This window comes from Halorubrum miltondacostae (genome assembly GCF_041379815.1).
GTDB classification, from domain to species: domain Archaea; phylum Halobacteriota; class Halobacteria; order Halobacteriales; family Haloferacaceae; genus Halorubrum; species Halorubrum miltondacostae.
Genome location: NZ_JBEDNY010000001.1, coordinates 671,832 through 688,767, shown reverse-complemented (window position 1 = coordinate 688,767; position 16,936 = coordinate 671,832). Strand labels below are relative to the sequence as shown.

Below are 16,936 nucleotides of genomic sequence, written 5' to 3'. Positions count from 1 at the left end.
CCACGGGAAACGCTTATATATAGCTATGGTAGAGACTAACACGCACAGAATGTTCGAGCGATTTTCGAGCGGTTACTACCTGGGGGAACTGTACGTGGAACCCCACGACGGCGAGCGCGCCGTCATCCGGCGGGCGGACCACGAACACGTCAACGAGCAGCTGTACGCGGACGGCGACGGCGTCGAGCGACTCGACGCCCCGCTCGTCATGAAAGTCGACGGCGGCCACATTCCGGTCGGCGGCGACGACGACGTACCGAGCGGCACGCTCGCGATTCCCCAAGGACTCGCCGACGAGACGCTCCCGGACCGGCGGAACGTGCTGTTGGCGGACGCCGACCGCGCCGAGACGCTCCTCCGCTGGGAGGGGTGGGAGCCGTTCGTGAACGCGTAGGACGACGACGCGTTTCTGGGGGAGTCACGAACGGCGAAGGCCGCGGCGGCAGCGCTCGGACATCGAGAGGAGCGGGCCCGTCCGTCGAGTCGAATTGCGCCTGGGACCGACCGCCATAGCGACCGCGTCGGCGGGAGAATGGTTCGAGCATCTGGTCGCGGACCCCTCCGGAGCCGCCTGGTCGGGCACTCGTGTTATTATGCCGGTTCGGCTCGTGTCAACGGTATGGCGCTCGCGCTCTCGGCCGAAGCGGTGGCGACTGTCGCGGTCGTCGTCGCAGTCGCGGGCGCCGTCAACGGGGTCGCGGGGTTCGGCTTCGCGGTCGTGGGGACGACGGTGCTCGCGTCGACGCTCGACCCGGCGGCCGCCGTCGCGTTCATGATCGTCCCGATGTTCGCCGTGAACGTCGCCCTCGTCGGAGAGCTCACGCTCGAGGAGCTGCGGACCTGCGGGGCCAGGTTCGCACCGCTGCTCGTGGCCGCGCTCGTCGGCACCCTCGCGGGGATGGCGCTGCTCGATCGCCTCCCGGTGGCTCCCCTGCGCGTCCTGCTCGGCGTCGTCTCGCTCGGGTTCGTAGCGACCGCACAGCGCGCGGTCCCGCTCCCGTCGCTGCCGACCTCGGCCGACCGCGGGCGCGCCGAAGGACCGCTCGTCATGGGGGCAGTGGGCGTCGTCTCCGGCGTCCTGTTCGGCGCGACGAACGTCGGCGTCCAACTGGTCGCGTTCGTCCGGAGCTTCGACCTCTCGCACGGGGTGTTCGTCGGGGTCGTGGCGCTGGTATTCGTCGGGATCAACGGCCTTCGCGTCGGGGCCGCGGGCGCGCTCGGACTCTACCCGGACGCCGCGTTCGCGCTCGCGTCGGCCGCCGCCGCGGTCCCCGCGGTCGCCGGCGTCGCCGTCGGGACTCGCCTCCGAGACCGCGTGAGTGAGCGGCTCCGGCGGGGGATCGTCCTCGGCCTCCTCACGATCATCGGGATCCGGCTGATGCTCGGCGGCGCGGGCGTCGCCTGACCGGTGTCATCGTCGCTCCGCCGGGGTCGTCGCCGGTCAGTCGACTGCGGCCTCGATGTCGCGGACGACGGACAGCACCGCCCGCCACTGCTCGACCGTTCCGGGTGGCTCGCGGTCGGCGGTCCCGATCCGATCGGTGATCGACCGTCGGACCGCCTGCGGGTCGTCGATCCGGCGGAGTTCGAGGTCCGGCCCGCCGGCGACTTCGACCGTGACCGTGCCGTACCCGAACGCCGAACCGGTCACCGACTGGCTGTACGCCGTGTTCTGTACCTGTGCCAGCCCGACGCGACGGACCGTTCGACCGAGCACACCCCGTTTCGACCAGATCGCTCGGGTCGTGACCACGTAGTCGGTCCGTGTGACGCGGAGCAGTTCCCAGCCGGCGATGCCGACGCCCAGCGGGCTCGCCGCGGCGATGCGCGGGTCGACCGCGGCCGCCGCGAGGAGCGCGACAGCGACGGTCGCGACGCCGACGACGCCCCCGCCGAGCGCCGCCGACAGCCGCGGGCGGCCCGTCCAGACGACTGTCTCGTCGTCGTGTCGAAACCACCAGTCGCCGGTCATCGGTCCTCGCGCGCCGTCTCCGACGCGGTCCGGTCGGTGCCGACGTCCTCGCCGGTCGCGATCGGCGTCTCCACGTCGCCGCCGGTACCGTCGTCGGTGACCGCGGAGCGGATCGCGCGGAGTTCGACGAGGATTTCGGCGAGCACGTCGTCGGCGTCGCCGTCGCCGTCGGCGCTGTCCCGCTTTCGGGCGTCGATCTCCCTGGCGATCAGCTCCTGGACCGACGCCGGATCCGGAATGCTCCGGAACCGGAGCTCGACGCCGGAGCCGCCGGCGGTGCTGACCTCGACCGACCCGTACCCGAGCGACGAACCGATGGCCGACTGCGAGTAGGAGATGTTCTGTACCTTCTCGAACCCGATCTGTTTCACGTCCCGCGAGAGGATGCCCCGCTTGCTGTAAAGCCCCTTGTTCGTGACGACGTAGTTCGTGTTCTTGTACTGGAGGTAGCTCGCGGCGACGATCGGGATCCCGATGAGGACGAGCGACAGGGGAATGCCGACGAGGAGCGCCGGGACGACGCTGTACTTGTGCGGCGTGCTCGCCCAACGGATCTCCTCGTCGTCCTCGAGCGACAGCCAGTCGAGGTCGAGGTCGGCGGTGACGCCGGTGCCGGTCTTCGGTTCTTCCTGGAGGGACGGAGACGACATGTCTCCCGAGGCGTCGGGAACCCTCAAAACGGTGGCGGAGACGCACCGAATGGGTCACGCGCGACGCGAGCGACGCGAACGCGGCGGCGAACGGCCGCGCTGGAGACGGCGTCGGACGGTGGCGCGACGCGCTGACGGCCCGGAGAGCGGCGTCCGTCTCCGCCGCAGACGCACCTTTTAGGTCGCGGGAGAGCGGCGTTCGGGTATGATCGACAGGCTGCTCGGGCGCGCCGAGTTGAAGGAGCGCATCGAGGAGTTAGAAGAGGAGAAGCGTCACCTCGAACGCCGCGCCGAGGCCGAGGAGGAGCGCCGGTCCGACGCGGTCGCCGACCGGCAGCGCGCCGAGGAGCGCGTGAACGATCTTGAACACCGGATCGAGTCGCTAGAGGAGCGGGTGGAGCGCGCCGAAGGGACGGAGGAGACGGTCGATTTTCGCCGCGTGAGCGACCGCAGCGGCGCGCGGCTGGCGGATGCCCTCGACCGCTTTCGAGCGGTCGAGAGCACCGACGAGGAGGGGCTGCTCACGGCGTATGTGCCGGACGGCGACTCCGTCCCGGCGAGCGTCGCCGACTGGTTCGGGGACCGCACCGCGCTCGTCCGGCGCGCGGCCCCGGCCGTCGTCCTCGCCGACGACACGGGCGCGGTGAGCGCCGCGCTGACGCCGCCGGTCGAGCCCGAGCCGTTCGATCGGTGGGACGACCGGTTCCGGCTCGACGACGCGTGGTTCCGCCCAACCGGCCGCTTCGCGTTCGCCGTCGTCCGGTCCGACACCTTCGCCGTCGGCACGTACGAGGGCGACGAACGGGTCGCCTTCGAGGGGTTCACCACCGACGTGAAGGAGGCGCACTCGAAGGGCGGCTTCTCGCAGGGGCGCTTCGAGCGCCGCCGGGAGGGGCAGATCGACGACCATCTCGGCCGGGCCGACGAGGCGCTCGCCGGGGTCGCGGCGGAGGGCGACCTCGACCGCGTGATCGTCGTCGGCGAGCGCAGCGTGTTGGGGCGCGTACGCGATCGCGCCGACGTCACCGACGTGTCGGACGCCACCGGGAAGCCGGAGGCGGCGCTCAACGACGCGTTCCGCGACTTCTGGCGGGTGCGGATCCGCGCGATCTGATCCGGTGGCGACCGCTTCGCGTCAGAACGGGCTCTCGGGCCCCTCGTCGGGGTCGCCGGCGGCCGGCTCGTCCGACGCGGGCAGGTCGCCGATCTCCTGCTCCCACGCCTCGATGCCGCCGCGGAGGCTCTCGACGCGCGCCTCCTGGGTCCCCTCGTAGCTACCGATGAGCTGGGCCGCCTGCTGGCTGGCGACGCCGTGGGGGCAGACGGTGACGATGCGGTCGCTGTCTTCGAGTTCGGCGACCCGGTTCGTCAGCTCCGGGAACGGGATACACTCGCTGTCGGGGAGGTGGCCCCGATCGAACGCGCGCTGGTCGCGGATGTCGACGATGCGGAGCGACTCGTCGGCGGAGCCGTCGTCGCGCGCGTCTAGCAGCGCCGACAGCTCCTCGGGATCGATTTCGCCGTCCATCAGTTGAGCGGCGCGATGCTGGCCGTCAAGACGGCTCGATCGTCGGTGTCGTTGCGTGCGCCGTGGACCGCGCCGCGCGCGTTCTCCACCACGGCCGGGGCCGCGAGCGACTCTTCCTCGCCGTCGCGGATCACGGTCGGCTCGCCCTCCACGACGTGGAACACGTTCGTGGCGTCGGCGTGTTCGTGCGGCTCGACCGTCGCGTCCGGGCCGAGGACGAACGCCTTCACGAGCACGTCGTCGGTGACGACGAGCTCGGCCGTCTCGACCGCGCCGCGATCCGGGTCGAGATCGGCGACCGCCGCCGCGTAACTGTCGAGTGTCATACCCGTACGTGGCGCGGGACGGGGAAAAATCGCGCGTTCGGCCGCGGGCGACGGGGCTCAGTATGTCGGCGACTCCTCGGGCTCGCCGTCGCGCGCGTTGACGGCCCGTCCGAGCGTGAAGAGGAGGTCCGAGAGTCGGTTGAGATAGGTGACGACCGCCTCGTTGATCGGTTCCGAGCGCGCCAGGTCGACGACGCGCCGCTCCGCGCGCCGGACCACGGCGCGCGCGTGGTGGAGCGCCGCCCCCGCCTCGCCGCCGCCCGGGAGGATGAACGACTGGAGCGGCTCCAGTTCCTCGTCGAACGCGTCGATGCGGTCCTCCAGCGTCGCGGTGTGGTCGCTCTCGACCTGGGGGTCGTCCGGGTCGGGGTCGGGGTTCGCGAGGTCCGCCTGGACGATGTGGAGGTGGTTCTGGATCGTCTCCAGCAGGTCGTCGACATCGTCGTGGCCCGTGGGCCGGACCGTCCCGAGCAGGGCGTTCGCCTCGTCGACGGAGCCGTACGCCTCGATGCGGTGGCTCGACTTCGACACCCGGCTCATGTCCCGGAGGTCGGTCTCCCCCTCGTCGCCGCGGCCGGTGTAGATGCTCATGCGAGGGTCCTCTCGACGTACTCGACGATGTTCGCGCTCTCCGCCATCGTCACGCCGTGTTCCTCGTCGACGAGGACGGGGACACCGCGCTGGCCGCTGACGCGCTTGACCTCGTTGCGGGCCGAGTGGAGCGCGTCGACCCACTCCGTCTCGTACGCGACGCCGGCGTCGTCGAGCGCGTCTGCCGCCTTCTCGCACCACGGACACCCGTCGAGGGCGTACAGTCGAACGGTCATACCGATCGATCCGTCCGCGGAGTCAAGAAGGTGTGCGTCCGTCGGCGGCCGCGGGGCGCGCTCTCGGCTCACCGTCTCGGCGCTCGTCGTCTCGGCGGTCGTCGGGTGAGCGCTCGCCGGCTCAGAGGTCGTGGTACGACTCCATCGCGGTGCGGTGCGACTCGGGGATCGGGGCGGGCTCACCCGTCTCCGGGTCCAGCGCGACGATCGTCGCCTCGGCCTCCGCGGCGACCGCGTCGCCGACGCGGATCTCGTGGGTCATCGTCGCGCTCGACCGACCCAGGTCGGCGAGCTCGACGGTCACGGTCACGTCGTCGTCGGGCAGTTCGATCGGCCGGCGGAAGTCGATCGACAGGGACGCCAGCACGTTCGATGACTGGGAGATGTCGACGTCGAGCACGTCGCGGAAGTACCGCGTCCGGGCCTGCTCGACGTACGTCGCGTAGACGGCGTTGTTGACGTGGCCCAGCGCGTCGATGTCGCGGAACCGCACGTCGATGTCCACGGTGTAAGGTGCCATGTCCGACCCACTGGCGGGGACCCTATGTAGCCATCGAGACCCGGCTCGCTTCGGTCTCGCCCGCGACCGCGGAGCGCCCGGACGATGTGTAATAATAAAGCGGCTGTACCACGACACGCCGGTATGAACGACGGAGCGATCGACGAGGTCGACAGCGCGATCCTGTACGCGCTCCAGGAGGACGCCCGAAACGCCTCGTCCGGGGACATCGCGGAGCGGACCGGCACCTCGGACAGCACCGTCCGCAAGCGCATCCAACGGCTGGAGTCGGAGGGCGTGATCAAGGGATACAGCGCCAGCGTCGACTACCAGCGCTCGGGGTACCCCCTCCGGATGCTGCTGTACTGTACCGCTTCCATCCCGGAGCGGGGCGAGCTCATCCCCGACATCCTCGACATCGACGGCGTCGTGTCGGTCCAAGAGCTGGTCACCGGCGAGCAGAACCTCCTCGTGACGGTCGTGGGCGAGTCGGACAGCGACATCACGCCCGTGGCGCAGGCGCTCCTCGACATGGGCGTCACCGTCGCCGACGAGGTGCTCGTGCGGACCCACGAGACGACGCCCTTCGGGAAGTTCGACGCCGAGCGTCACGGCGACGAGTGAGCGGGGCGAGGCGGTCGACGGAAGAGCGGAGAGGCGGTCGGGCGAGGGGCCCGGTCAGACGACGACGCGCTCGACGTCGAGCGCCGTCGCCCGCCGGACGACCGCGCGAACCGGGTCAACCGAGCCGGCGAGATTGTCCGAGTCGCCGTCGAGGACGAGCAGCGCCGCCCGCCGGTCGGGCTCGATGACGCCGCAGTCCAGCCCGGCGATCTCGGCCCCGGCGGCGGTCGCCATCCGCAGCACCTCCTCGGCGGTCACGTCGAACCGCATCTCGGCGTCCGCCATCTCCCGGAACATCGACGGCGGGTTCAGCATGACGTTGTCGGTGCCGAGCGCGACGGTCGTGTGGTCGAGCAGCTCGCGCAGCGGCGCTTTGCCGACGTCGAGCACCGCGTTCGCCCGCGGGCAGACCGCGACGGGGACCGACGCCTCCGCGACGCGTTCCAGGTGGTCCCCCTCGGCGTGGACCATGTGGACGAGCAGGTCCGGGTCCAAGTCGAGCGCGGGGTGGATGTCGGTCGCGTCCGGTTCGCCGGCGTGGATCGCGAAGGGGGCGTCGCGCTCCTCGCAGGCGGCCCGCTCTGCGGCGAAATCGTCGTCGTTCGCGCCGGAGGCCCCGTAGCCGTCGGTGACGTCGAGGACTGCGGGGTCGCCGCTCCCGAAGACGAACGGGTCGACGTCGACGCCCGCCGCCGCGTCGCGGAGCGCCCGCGCGCCGGCCGGGCCCGACTCGCGGAAGTCCAGACAGGACACCGTCCCGGTCTGCGCCATGAGCCGGAGCGTCCGCCGCATCGCGGACACGAGCTCGTCGCGGTCGGCGGCCGCCAGCCGGCGGTGTTTCAGGCTGTCCGGCGGCGCGACCGCCTCGTCGAGCGAGAGGCCGACGGCCGCATCCTTCGCGACGGAGTCGCCCAAGTGCGTGTGTGCGTTGACGAACGCCGGCACCACGATGGCCGAGGAGTCCGTTTCCGTCTCCTCGACCGCCTCGATCCGCCCCTCGTCGACGACGACGCGTCCCCGGACGGGATCGAACGACTCTCCGACGAGGACGGTCCCCGAGACTTCTTCCATACCCTCCCTCCGGTCCGAGGAACGATATGATTTCCTGAGTGGAGATCGCGAGCGATTCGGGAAGCGGGCCGGGGAGAGACGACTCCCTCGGCGGCCGCCCAGCCGACGCGGGATAACCATAACGTTCTATAATGCGCTTTATTCGAACGTTTTGTGAATAGAAGCAGATTTAATACACATAGTGTTCTCAAAGAGTAGTAGATGCGACCGAATCCGGATTCAGGCGCGTCGCCTGAGCCGGGAGCGGTCGCGTGACGGACTGAACGATGTCAGGACGCACCTCGAAACCGACGGTCGGAGCGCTCCGGGAGACGACGGACACATCGTCTGTCCCCGCCGCACTAACGTGGCTCGCGTGGTCGCTGTTCGCCGCGAGCCTCGCCGTGCTGGCGGTCCGACTCCGACTCGGCGGGCCGTGGGAGCTCCCCGGCGTGCTCGCCGTCGACGGCCTCACCGTCCTGTTGTGGCTGGTGGTGACGTTCTTCAGCGGCATCGTTCACAGCTACTCCCGGCGCTACATGGCCGGGGACGCCCACGAGACGAAGTTCTTCGGCACCGTCTTCGCGTTCACGCTCGCCGTGATGGCCCTCGTCGCGGCCGACCACCTCGCGCTGTTCTGGCTGTGCTGGCTGGCGATGGGACTCCTGATGGCGGGCCTCGTGGGGACCGCCGAGGGGTGGCCGCAGGCGCGCGCCGCCGCGAGCGTCGCCCGGCGGTCCTTCCTCGCCAGCAGCGCGCTCCTCGGCGTCGCCCTGACCGCGCTGTGGTGGGCCACCGGCGCGACGACGGTCTCCGGGATCGCCGCGAACGCCGACGCCCTCGGCGGGCCCGCGTGGCTCGTCGCCGCGGGCGCGCTGGTCCTCGCGGCGATGATCCAGTCGGCGCTCGTCCCGTTCCACGGCTGGCTCCTCTCCTCGATGACCGCGCCCACGCCCGCCTCGGCGCTGATGCACGCCGGGTTCGTCAACGCGGGCGGGATCCTGCTGACCCGCTTCGCGCCCGTCGTGACCGTCGAGACGTGGCTCATGCTCGGCATCGTGGTCGTCGGCGCGACGAGCGCCCTCGCGGGGAAGCTGCTCAAGACCGTCCGCTCGGACGTGAAGGGCGAACTCGGCTGCTCGACGATCGGACAGATGGGCTTCATGATCGTTCAGGCCGGGCTCGGCTTCTTCGCCGCCGCGGTCACGCACCTCGTGTTACACGGCTTCTACAAGGCGTATCACTTCCTCAGCGCGGGCGGCGAGGTGGAGCGCGCCGCGCCGACCGAGACCGAGTCGGCGGGAACGACAGTCGTCGGGGCCGCAGTCGCGCTGGTGACCGGGGTCGCCGGCGGCGCGACGTTCGCGGTGCTGACTGGGAAGGGGACGAGCCTCGACAGCGGCCTGCTGCTGGCCGGGTTCGTCGCGCTCACGACGCTCCACGCGGCCCGGAGCGCCGCCCGTCACGCCACCTCGTCGAGGCCGGCGCGCTACGCGGTGGTCCCGCTGGTCGCCCTCCCGGCCATCGCGGTGTACGCGCTCGCCTACCAGGCCGTCTCGGGGCTCCTCGCCGGGCTCCCACTGGTCTCCGCGCCGACCGAACTGACCGCGCTCCACGCGCTCGTCGCGGTCGCCTTCCTCGCGGCGTACCTCGCGATCGACACCGGCGTCTACGAGCGCAGCGAGCGCCTCTACGTCGCGCTGTTGAACGCCGGACGGCCCGCTCCGGACACTGTCGTGACCGCCACGGAGGAGTACGATGAGTACTGACAACGCGGTCGACGCCGCGGTCGACGAGGCGGCGAGCAGCGTCGGCTCGGTCTGGCCGATCCACTCGTTCGTCACCGCGAACCCCCTCTCCGGCTTCGAGGACCGCCCGTTCGAGGAGGCCGTGAGCCGGGCGGCCGACCGCTTCGGCGGCCGCGGCTATCCGCGCGCCGAGACGTTCCGGGCGGCGCTCGACGAGGGTCGGATCGACCGCGAGCGGCTCGACGCGGAACTGATCGAGCGCGGGTTCGACGCCGATACCGAACGCCTGCTGGAGCGGCTGGCGGCCGCGGAAGAGGCGGACGAGCCGGACGAAGCCGGCGAGAGAGCGCAAACGGACTCCGCGGCGGAGCGCGTCGACCGCGTGCTGACGAAGTGGCTGTCCGCCTTCCTCGACGAGGGGCGCGCGGAGTGGTCGATGCCGAACCGCGAGGCGGGCTTCTACGACGCGTTCCGGTCGGTGGCGGCGTACGACGACGAGGTCCCGGACGGAGGCCTCGTCGCCGACCTGCCGGACGCCCCCACCGAGGCGATCGAGGCCGCGCTGGACGCGTACCCGAGAGACCAGTGGGAGCCGATCTTCGAGGCGCAGTTCGCCGCGCTCCCCGGCTGGACCGGGCTGCTCAAGCGGCGCGCCGCCGACGACGGTGCGTGGCAGTCCGCGTACCCGATCACGCTGACCGGCTACCTCGCGGTGCGGCTCGCGCTGGCGGACGCCTTCGACACCGACCTCTCGCCGCCGCCCGAGGCGGACGCCGGGGAACTGGCTGCGAGCGACGAGATCGCCGCGGCGTTCCTGAGCGCGTGGGAGGCCGGCTACCGCGGCGAGCTCGTCGACCGCGTCGCCGCCGAGAGCGAGGGGCTCGACGGGAGCGACGCCCTCGACGAGGGCGACGACGCGGAGCGGCCGGCCGCCCAGCTCGTCTTCTGTATCGACACGCGCTCGGAGGTGATCCGCCGGCACGTCGAGGCGACCGGCGACTACGAAACGCACGGCTACGCCGGCTTCTTCGGCGTCCCGATCGAGTACCGCGGGTACGACGCCGCGGTGTCCGTCGACGCCTGTCCGCCCATCCTCGACCCGCAACATCGCGTCTCGGAGGTCCCGACGGACGGCGAGACGCGGGCGAGCCGCGACCGTCTCACGAGCATCCGCGAGACCGCCGAGTCGGTGATCGAGACGCTGCGCTCGAACCCCGCGACCGCGTTCAGCTTCGTCGAGGGGGCCGGGAGCGGGTACGGGCTCGCGCTCGCGGCGCGCACGCTCCTCCCCGGTCGGGTGTACGACTTCCTCGCGAGCGCGGACGACGCGGTGCCGGACGATCACGAGTTCTGCGAACCGGGCCTCCACGGGGAGGACGACGCCTCCGACGGGCTCCCCGTCGGGCTGACCCATGAGGAGCGGGTCGAGTACGCCGCGACCGCGTTCGAACTCATGGGATGGGAGGCGTTCGGCCGCCTCGTCGTCTTCACCGGCCACGCGGCCGAGACGGCGAACAACCCCCATGGGTCGAGCCTGGACTGCGGCGCGTGCGCCGGCAACCCCGGCGGGCCGAACGCCCGCGTCCTCGCGGCGATCTGTAACGACCCCGCGGTCAGGGACGGGCTGCGCGAGCGCGGCCACGACGTGCCCGACGACACCGTCTTCCTCGCCGCCGAGCACAACACGACGACCGACGAGGTCGAGCTGTACGACGGCGGCGTGCCCGACTCGCACGCGGGCGACGTGGAGCGGCTGCGCGCGGACCTCGACGTCGCCCGGAAGCGCGCGACAGCCGAGCGCGTCGGGCTCGGGTCGTCGACCGCCGACGCCACGAGCGTGCGGGAGGCCGAGCGCCGCGCCGGCGACTGGGCCGAGACGCGCCCCGAGTGGGGGTTGGCCGGCAACGCCGGGTTCGTGATCGGCCCCCGGGAGCTGACGAGCGACCTCGACCTCGACGGGCGCGCCTTCCTCCACTCGTACGACTGGGCGACCGACCCCGACGGCGACGCCCTCGAGGCGATCCTCGCCGGGCCGATGGTCGTCACGCAGTGGATCAACGCGCAGTACTACTTCTCGACGGTGGACAACGCGGCGTACGGGAGCGGCTCGAAGGTGACGCAAAACCCCGTCGGTAACGTCGGCGTCTACCAAGGGAACGGGGGCGACCTGATGACGGGCCTGCCGCTCCAGTCGGTCAAGGCCGCCGCCGACACGCCGTACCACCAGCCACTCCGCCTCTCGACGGTCGTCCACGCGCCCGTCGACCGCGTGATGGACGTGCTCGCCGACAACGGCGCGGTGGCCGAACTCCTGGACAACGACTGGCTCTCGCTGACGGTCGTCGACCCCACGCGGGACCACCGCGCGTTCCGCTACGACGAGGAACTGGCGTGGACGCCTGCGTCCGATGACGCCGAGCCGCGGTCGGCGCCGACGAAGCCCCCGGCCGCCGCCGACGACTGAGGGGGTCGGCCCCTTGCGAACCCGACGTTTCGTCGCGCGAACCCGTCCGCCATCGCGGGCGCGCGGCGAGCGGAGAGATCAGACGCCCGGCACGCCGAACGCGCTGATACCGAGCCCCAGCACGCCGTTCAGGACGGCGATGACGACCAGCGCCGCGGCCCACGCGACCAGCCCCATGATCGCCGCATCCATCCAGCCGCCCGGGTAGCGCCAGTTGATCACCCACACCCACGCGACCAGCGCGACCGCGGACCCGATCAGCGGGATCAGCGATCCGATTGCCCAGGCGACGGCGCCGAGCAGCGCGGTGACGACCGCGTGCGAGTAGTCGTCGACGTCCGCGACGATGCGACCGCTGACGTAGATGCCCAGTCCGCCGACCAGCAGCGCGACGACGAACGAGACGATCGCTCCGAGAACCATGCGGACGCCTCGCGGCTCGGGCGGAAATAACGGGGGGACAGCGTCAGTCTCGGTGATACGTTCCGCGCGGGTCACCGGAGCGGTGGCGCGGGTCGGCCGGCGCCGGTCAGTAGAGCAGTTCGTCGTCGTTCTCGATCATGTACAGCGACCGGGCGGCGATGTTGACCGCGTGGTCGCCGACGCGCTCGAGGTCGCGGATCGTGAGGAGCAGCCGCGAGACGTTCTGCATCGTTCCCTCGACGTCCGCGTCCTCACGGAGCTCGTCGCGCTCGATGAGGTCGCGGACGACGAGGTCGCTCGCTGCCTCGCAGGCGGCGTCGAGGTCGTCGTCCGACTCGGCGACGGCGTAGCAGCGCTCGGGGTCCGACTCCGCGTACGCGTCCATCGCGTCCTGGAGCATCGCCAGCGTGTCGTCGCCGATCCGCTGGACGTCGACGTCGGGGAACACCTCTCGGTCGGCCTGCTTGGCGTACTCGCCGAGGTTCGTCGCCAGGTCCGCGATCCGCTCAAGGTCGGTGATGATCTTGAACGAGGCCGCGATGAACCGCAGGTCCCCCGCGACCGGCTGCTGGAGCGCGATGAGGTCCGTACACTGCCCCTCCAGCTCGAGATAGAGGTCGTTGATCTCGGCGTCGCCGGCGATCACTTCTTCGCCCAGCTCCGCGTCCTGGCGTTCGAGGGCGTCGAGCCCCTTCCGAAGGCGCTCGGCGACGACCTCGCTCATGTAGAGGACGTCGTCGCGGAGGTTTTCGAGCTTCGTCTGGTACTGTTCGCGTGGCATCGTGTTGGCGTATCCGCCTCGCCGGACGCACAAAAACACGTCGGCGGGAGGCCTCCGCCGCCCCGGATCGGCCTCCCCGATCGCGTCAGTGACGCGTTCGCGAGCGCGACCTCGGTCGAAGCGTTCAAACCCTGCCGCGACGACGACCCGGATATGCGGAACTTGGAAGACTTCGTGGTCGACGAGAACGAGGAGGTGCTCGCGCCCGCCGTCGTGATATCGACGATCGCGCTCCTCGCGGTGTTCGTCGCCGGCGTGCTGGTCTTCGCGGTCGGTCTCGTCGCCTGACCGGTCCCACCGCCGCGACCTCCGGCGGCGGCGACCGACCGGCGAGAGACCGCCGCGTCCACGGCGTTTTTCACACCCCCGGGTGACGGTGCCCGTATGGCCCACCGGATCCTCGCCGACCTCCTCGACCGCAACGACGACCACGTCGCTGCGCTCTCCCCCGGCGCGTTCGACGGGCACCACGAGGGGCAGCGTCCCGGCGTCGTCTCCGTCTGCTGTTCCGACTCCCGCGTCTCGCAGGAGGGGATGTTTGCGGTCGAGGAGCCGGGCGTCCTCTTCACCTCCGGAGCCATCGGCAACGCCGTCAGCACGGTCGTCGACGGCGAGCGCGTCCTCGACGGGAGCGTGGCGTACCCGCTCCGGCACACCCACACCGAGGTCCTCGCGGTGGTCGGCCACACCGGGTGCGGCGCGGTCGAGGCCGGACTCGACGACCCCGCCGTGGTCGGCGAGTCGGAAGCAGAGGGGAGCGACGGCGAAGGGGGCGGCGACGAGGCGGACTCGGACGGCGACGCCCGTGCCTCGGTCCGTGACCGCCTCGTCGAGTACAACGTCCACGAGCAGGTCGCGTTCGCTCGCGACCGCGAGGAGGCGGCCGACGCGACGGTGTACGGGTTCGTCTACGACCTCCACGGGGTCTACGGCGACCGCGAGGGGACGGTCTACCTGGTGAACGCCGACGGCGAGCGGGACCCCGAAGCGCTGCGCGACCTCGTCGGCGATGCGCGCGCCGGCCACGTGGCGACGCTCCTGAAACGGTAGGCGGCGCGTTCCCCGCATTCGACAACCGTTTCACGGCGACGCCCGAAAGGGGTTCAAATGGACCGACGCGTCCTGTTCGCGACGCTGATCCTGCTGGCCGGCGGCGCGACCGGGGTCGGCGTGGCGCTGTTCGCGTTCGTCGGCGTCGACGACGCCGCGACGGAGGCCACGGTGGTCTGGGAGTCCGAACCGGCGGCCGGCGACGACGGCAGCGGGGCCGTGGTCGCGACCGTCGACGGCGACCCGCTCCTCCTCCGCCCCGCCGTCGAGAACGGGTCGCGGGTCGTCAGCGCGACGGTCGCCGGGACCGACGAGACGGCCTGGACCGCCCCGATCTCTGGCCCGGACGCGGAGCGCGGCGGCGGCGACGTCTCCGGGGACGCGGACGGCAACGACTCCGACGGGAGCGGTGACGGGCCCGTCGGGGTCAGCGGACTCACCGCGGCCACGCTCGGCGGCGACCCGGTGGTCGCGCTCACGACGGCACGCGGCGAACTGGTCGTCGTCGACGCGACGGACGGGACGGAGCGGTTCGCGGTCGAGCTCGGCGGTCCCTCCGGACTCCGACCCGCCGTCGGCGACCTCACCGGCGACGGGAGCCGCGAGGTCGCGGCGGTCACGACCGACGGAGGCGTCCGCGTCGTCGACGGCGAGGGCGGCGCGGTCGTCGAGGCCTCGCTGTCGGGCGAGATCGACCGGCGGCCGCTCCTCGTCGAGCCCGACGCCGGGGACGGCGAGCGGGGCGGGCTCGCGGTCCTGACGACCGCGGGAAGCCCCGCGACCGTCCACATGCTCGACGGGCGCGGGCAGACGCGCTGGACGGCCGCGCCGAGCGTGAACCCGCTGAGCTGGAACGCGGCGGACAGCCGTGACGGACCGGTACTCGCGCTCGGCGGGGCAAATGGGAACATCGAGACCCTCGAGACGAGCGACGGGTCGGACCGGTACGAGGTCAAGCTCCAAGACCGCCCGGTCGCGGTCGGGGACGCGGACCCCGGTCGAGTGTACGTCGGCGGCTCCGGGAGCGTGTGGGCGGTCGACCTGCTCGACGGCGAGGTGGTCTGGAAACAGCAGTACGGCGCGTCGACCCGGATCACGGAACCGCGCATGGGTGACGTCGACGGCGACGGCGAGATCACGCCGATCGTAGTCAACCGCGACGGCGAGGTGCTCGCGATGACCCAGACCGGCGAGGTGATCACGCGGTTCGACGCTGGGGACGTCGTCGTCTACGGCGGCCCCCTGTTCGCCGACGTCACGGGTGACGGGGACGACGAGGTGATCGTGGTCGCGGACGACGGGACCGCGATCGCGGTCGACGTCTGAGCCGGCGGCGTCGTTCGCGACCACTTATAAACGACCGTTCTTCGAGGATCGACCGACAGCGGCCGGCCTCGCCTCGGCGTTCACCGGAAACGCGGTGTGTCGACGGAGCGAGGGCTCGGCGGGGAAGCAAGCGGCGAAAAGTGAGATGTCCGAGAGCGGCGCGTCAGTGGTCCTCTTCCTCGTACACCCACGCGGCGGTGTCGAGGTCGTAGTCGACGAGTTCCTCGTCGTCGAAGAACAGGTCGATCTCGCGCTCGTTCGCGCCCTCGTCCTCGTGGTCCGACGCGTGGATCACGTTGTGGCCGAGGTCTAAGCCGAAGTCGCCGCGGATCGTGCCCGGGGCGGACTCGGCGGGGTCGGTCTCGCCGACCATCGCGCGGACCTGTCGGGTCGCGTCCGCGCCCTCCCACACCATCGCGAAGACGGGGCCGGAGGTGATGAACTCGACGAGGCCGTCGAAGAACGGCTTGTCCTCGTGTTCACCGTAGTGGTCCTTCGCGAGCTCCTCGTCGAGCTGGACGAACTTGCCGCCGACGAGCTTGAGCCCGCGGTCCTCGAAGCGGGAGACGATCTCGCCGATGAGACCGCGCTGGACGCCGTCGGGCTTCACCATCACGAAGGTGCGCTCGTCGTGGTGGCTCACTGCTCGTCGCCTCCGGCTCGGTGACCCTCCTCGGTCCACTCGACGTCGCGCGCCTCGCGGCCGAGGAAGTAGTTCTTCTCCGCCTTCGAGTCGACGAAGTGGAGCACGGTGCCGTCCTTCTTAACGAACATCGTCCCCGTGCCGGGTTCGATCTCCTCACCGCTGTAATCGCAGGTGCGTGTCTCGACCATTGGTTATCGGCCTCCGATGGAGTCGGCGTCGCGCTGGGTCTCCCGCAGCTGGAGCACGTCGCCCAGACGGACGGGACCCAGGACGTTCCGGGTGATGATCCGGCCCTGGTTCGATCCCTCCTGGATGCGGCACTTGACCTGCATGGCCTCGCCGTGCATCCCGGTCTTGCCGACGACCTCGATGACCTCCGCGGTCGTCGAGTCGCCGGTGCCCTCTTCTGCGCTCATGGGAGGTTATCGGAGCTCCGCGACCTTCTCGCCGATGTCCTCGACGTCGTCGGCGGCGTCGCCGGCGTCGACGACGGCGGCGGCGGCCGAGCCGACCTCGAGGCCGGCGGCCTGCCCGACCTCGTCCTGGGTGTCGACGAAGGCGACGGGGATCCCCTTCTCCTCGGCGAGCTCGGGGAGGTGCATCACGATCTCCTCGGGGGAGACGTCCTCGGCGACGATGACGAGGTCGGCGTTGCCGCGCTCGACGGCCTTGGTGGTCTCGTTGGTTCCTTTCTTCACGGTACCGGTGTCTCGGGCGACCTCGAGCGCTTCGAGGGATCGCTCCGCGAGGTCTGCTGGGGTGTCGTAGTCTACGTAAACGGGCATATGTTGTTCACCTGTCCTCCGTGCGGGCTCGCGTGCCCGTCCCGTGGTCGGTCCCTAACGGAACGGCACATCATCAACCCCACAGAGGCTGTGCCCCGTGGTAGTCAGGACATGCATAAAAGCGCTTTCAATGTCTCGTGCGTGTGCGAGCGGGAGTCACGGGGCGAGATCGCGGGCAGGACCGGCGGCGGCGCGGTCGCCGCCGCACCCCGCGCGACGGGCGCGGCGACACTCCGC

At 71.1% G+C, this 16,936-nt stretch carries 23 protein-coding genes; 9 read left to right on the top strand and 14 right to left on the bottom strand.

The features are described 5' to 3' along the window. Nucleotides 1–49: 49 nt before the first annotated feature. Nucleotides 50–394 (top strand): DUF5802 family protein, encoded by a 345-nt coding sequence (locus ABNG04_RS03740; RefSeq protein WP_049930796.1) that lies wholly within the window; start codon nt 50–52, stop codon nt 392–394. Nucleotides 395–619: 225 nt separating this feature from the next. After that, nucleotides 620–1,405, top strand: coding sequence for a TSUP family transporter (locus tag ABNG04_RS03735; protein WP_371160156.1), 786 nt, complete (start codon nt 620–622; stop codon nt 1,403–1,405). Nucleotides 1,406–1,441: 36 nt separating this feature from the next. Here ABNG04_RS03735 and ABNG04_RS03730 read toward each other — a convergent pair whose 3' ends face one another. Beyond that, complete coding sequence (locus ABNG04_RS03730; protein WP_371160154.1) at nt 1,442–1,972, bottom strand: PH domain-containing protein; 531 nt, start codon at nt 1,970–1,972, stop codon at nt 1,442–1,444. After that, entirely contained in the window at nt 1,969–2,622 is a 654-nt protein-coding gene (locus ABNG04_RS03725; RefSeq protein WP_371160152.1) for a PH domain-containing protein, read from the bottom strand. The genes ABNG04_RS03730 and ABNG04_RS03725 overlap by 4 nt, the downstream gene beginning before the upstream one ends. A gap of 205 nt (nt 2,623–2,827) precedes the next feature. Here ABNG04_RS03725 and ABNG04_RS03720 point away from each other — a divergent pair, with 205 nt between their 5' ends. Beyond that, nucleotides 2,828–3,736 carry a Vms1/Ankzf1 family peptidyl-tRNA hydrolase gene (locus ABNG04_RS03720; protein ID WP_371160150.1) on the top strand — a complete coding sequence of 303 codons (909 nt, stop codon included), beginning with the start codon at nt 2,828–2,830 and terminating at the stop codon, nt 3,734–3,736. Between the two features lie 21 nt (nt 3,737–3,757). On the opposite strand, the gene ABNG04_RS03715 is transcribed toward ABNG04_RS03720, so the two are convergent. The 5 genes from ABNG04_RS03715 to ABNG04_RS03695 all read right to left on the bottom strand — a co-directional run bounded on the left by ABNG04_RS03715 (nt 3,758) and on the right by ABNG04_RS03695 (nt 5,823). Then, a complete protein-coding gene (locus ABNG04_RS03715; protein WP_371160149.1) occupies nt 3,758–4,150 on the bottom strand; it encodes a rhodanese-like domain-containing protein in 393 nt (130 codons plus the stop codon). After that, on the bottom strand, nt 4,150–4,476 hold the full coding sequence (locus ABNG04_RS03710; protein ID WP_371160148.1) for a cupin domain-containing protein: 327 nt from the start codon (nt 4,474–4,476) through the stop codon (nt 4,150–4,152). Before ABNG04_RS03710 ends, ABNG04_RS03715 begins: the two co-directional genes overlap by 1 nt. Before the next feature lie 57 nt (nt 4,477–4,533). After that, the gene (locus tag ABNG04_RS03705) at nt 4,534–5,067 is read right to left on the bottom strand and encodes a cob(I)yrinic acid a,c-diamide adenosyltransferase (RefSeq protein ID WP_371160146.1); all 534 of its coding nucleotides are present in this window, start codon (nt 5,065–5,067) and stop codon (nt 4,534–4,536) included. Continuing rightward, nucleotides 5,064–5,303, bottom strand: coding sequence for a glutaredoxin family protein (locus tag ABNG04_RS03700; protein WP_371160145.1), 240 nt, complete (start codon nt 5,301–5,303; stop codon nt 5,064–5,066). The genes ABNG04_RS03705 and ABNG04_RS03700 overlap by 4 nt, the downstream gene beginning before the upstream one ends. 121 nt (nt 5,304–5,424) lie before the next feature. Further along, nucleotides 5,425–5,823 (bottom strand): acyl-CoA thioesterase, encoded by a 399-nt coding sequence (locus ABNG04_RS03695; protein ID WP_371160143.1) that lies wholly within the window; start codon nt 5,821–5,823, stop codon nt 5,425–5,427. 123 nt (nt 5,824–5,946) lie between these two features. Here ABNG04_RS03695 and ABNG04_RS03690 point away from each other — a divergent pair, with 123 nt between their 5' ends. Beyond that, nucleotides 5,947–6,426 carry an Lrp/AsnC family transcriptional regulator gene (locus ABNG04_RS03690; protein WP_371160142.1) on the top strand — a complete coding sequence of 160 codons (480 nt, stop codon included), beginning with the start codon at nt 5,947–5,949 and terminating at the stop codon, nt 6,424–6,426. A 54-nt stretch (nt 6,427–6,480) separates the two neighbouring features. On the opposite strand, the gene ABNG04_RS03685 is transcribed toward ABNG04_RS03690, so the two are convergent. Next, nucleotides 6,481–7,497 carry an amidohydrolase family protein gene (locus ABNG04_RS03685; protein ID WP_371160140.1) on the bottom strand — a complete coding sequence of 339 codons (1,017 nt, stop codon included), beginning with the start codon at nt 7,495–7,497 and terminating at the stop codon, nt 6,481–6,483. 266 nt (nt 7,498–7,763) lie between these two features. Between ABNG04_RS03685 and ABNG04_RS03680 the strand changes: the two genes are divergently transcribed. Together ABNG04_RS03680 and ABNG04_RS03675 are read left to right on the top strand one after the other, a co-directional pair. Further along, nucleotides 7,764–9,245 carry a proton-conducting transporter transmembrane domain-containing protein gene (locus ABNG04_RS03680; protein WP_371160138.1) on the top strand — a complete coding sequence of 494 codons (1,482 nt, stop codon included), beginning with the start codon at nt 7,764–7,766 and terminating at the stop codon, nt 9,243–9,245. Next, complete coding sequence (locus tag ABNG04_RS03675; RefSeq protein WP_371160136.1) at nt 9,235–11,688, top strand: DUF2309 domain-containing protein; 2,454 nt, start codon at nt 9,235–9,237, stop codon at nt 11,686–11,688. The genes ABNG04_RS03680 and ABNG04_RS03675 overlap by 11 nt, the downstream gene beginning before the upstream one ends. 78 nt (nt 11,689–11,766) lie before the next feature. Here the strand turns inward: ABNG04_RS03675 and ABNG04_RS03670 are convergent, their stop codons facing one another. Together ABNG04_RS03670 and phoU are read right to left on the bottom strand one after the other, a co-directional pair. Next, nucleotides 11,767–12,111 (bottom strand): hypothetical protein, encoded by a 345-nt coding sequence (locus ABNG04_RS03670; protein ID WP_371160134.1) that lies wholly within the window; start codon nt 12,109–12,111, stop codon nt 11,767–11,769. A gap of 106 nt (nt 12,112–12,217) precedes the next feature. Continuing rightward, the gene (gene phoU / locus ABNG04_RS03665; protein ID WP_371160133.1) at nt 12,218–12,892 is read right to left on the bottom strand and encodes a phosphate signaling complex protein PhoU; all 675 of its coding nucleotides are present in this window, start codon (nt 12,890–12,892) and stop codon (nt 12,218–12,220) included. Nucleotides 12,893–13,045: 153 nt separating this feature from the next. On the opposite strand from phoU, the gene ABNG04_RS03660 reads away from it, so the two are divergent. The 3 genes from ABNG04_RS03660 (at nt 13,046) to ABNG04_RS03650 (ending at nt 15,268) form a co-directional block, all read left to right on the top strand. Next, a complete protein-coding gene (locus tag ABNG04_RS03660; protein ID WP_371160131.1) occupies nt 13,046–13,180 on the top strand; it encodes a hypothetical protein in 135 nt (44 codons plus the stop codon). Nucleotides 13,181–13,276: 96 nt separating this feature from the next. Further along, nucleotides 13,277–13,942 (top strand): carbonic anhydrase, encoded by a 666-nt coding sequence (locus ABNG04_RS03655; RefSeq protein WP_371160129.1) that lies wholly within the window; start codon nt 13,277–13,279, stop codon nt 13,940–13,942. Between the two features lie 57 nt (nt 13,943–13,999). Further along, entirely contained in the window at nt 14,000–15,268 is a 1,269-nt protein-coding gene (locus tag ABNG04_RS03650; RefSeq protein WP_371160128.1) for an outer membrane protein assembly factor BamB family protein, read from the top strand. Nucleotides 15,269–15,431: 163 nt separating this feature from the next. On the opposite strand, the gene ndk is transcribed toward ABNG04_RS03650, so the two are convergent. From ndk to rpl7ae, 4 genes are read right to left on the bottom strand one after another with little or no spacing between them, the layout of a single operon-like run. After that, the gene (gene ndk, locus ABNG04_RS03645) at nt 15,432–15,911 is read right to left on the bottom strand and encodes a nucleoside-diphosphate kinase (RefSeq protein WP_371160126.1); all 480 of its coding nucleotides are present in this window, start codon (nt 15,909–15,911) and stop codon (nt 15,432–15,434) included. Next, complete coding sequence (locus ABNG04_RS03640; RefSeq protein ID WP_004595320.1) at nt 15,908–16,102, bottom strand: 50S ribosomal protein L24e; 195 nt, start codon at nt 16,100–16,102, stop codon at nt 15,908–15,910. Before ABNG04_RS03640 ends, ndk begins: the two co-directional genes overlap by 4 nt. 3 nt (nt 16,103–16,105) lie before the next feature. Next, nucleotides 16,106–16,330 carry a 30S ribosomal protein S28e gene (locus ABNG04_RS03635; RefSeq protein WP_004595321.1) on the bottom strand — a complete coding sequence of 75 codons (225 nt, stop codon included), beginning with the start codon at nt 16,328–16,330 and terminating at the stop codon, nt 16,106–16,108. Between the two features lie 6 nt (nt 16,331–16,336). Further along, the gene (rpl7ae, locus tag ABNG04_RS03630; protein ID WP_004595322.1) at nt 16,337–16,699 is read right to left on the bottom strand and encodes a 50S ribosomal protein L7Ae; all 363 of its coding nucleotides are present in this window, start codon (nt 16,697–16,699) and stop codon (nt 16,337–16,339) included. Nucleotides 16,700–16,936 lie beyond the last annotated feature (237 nt).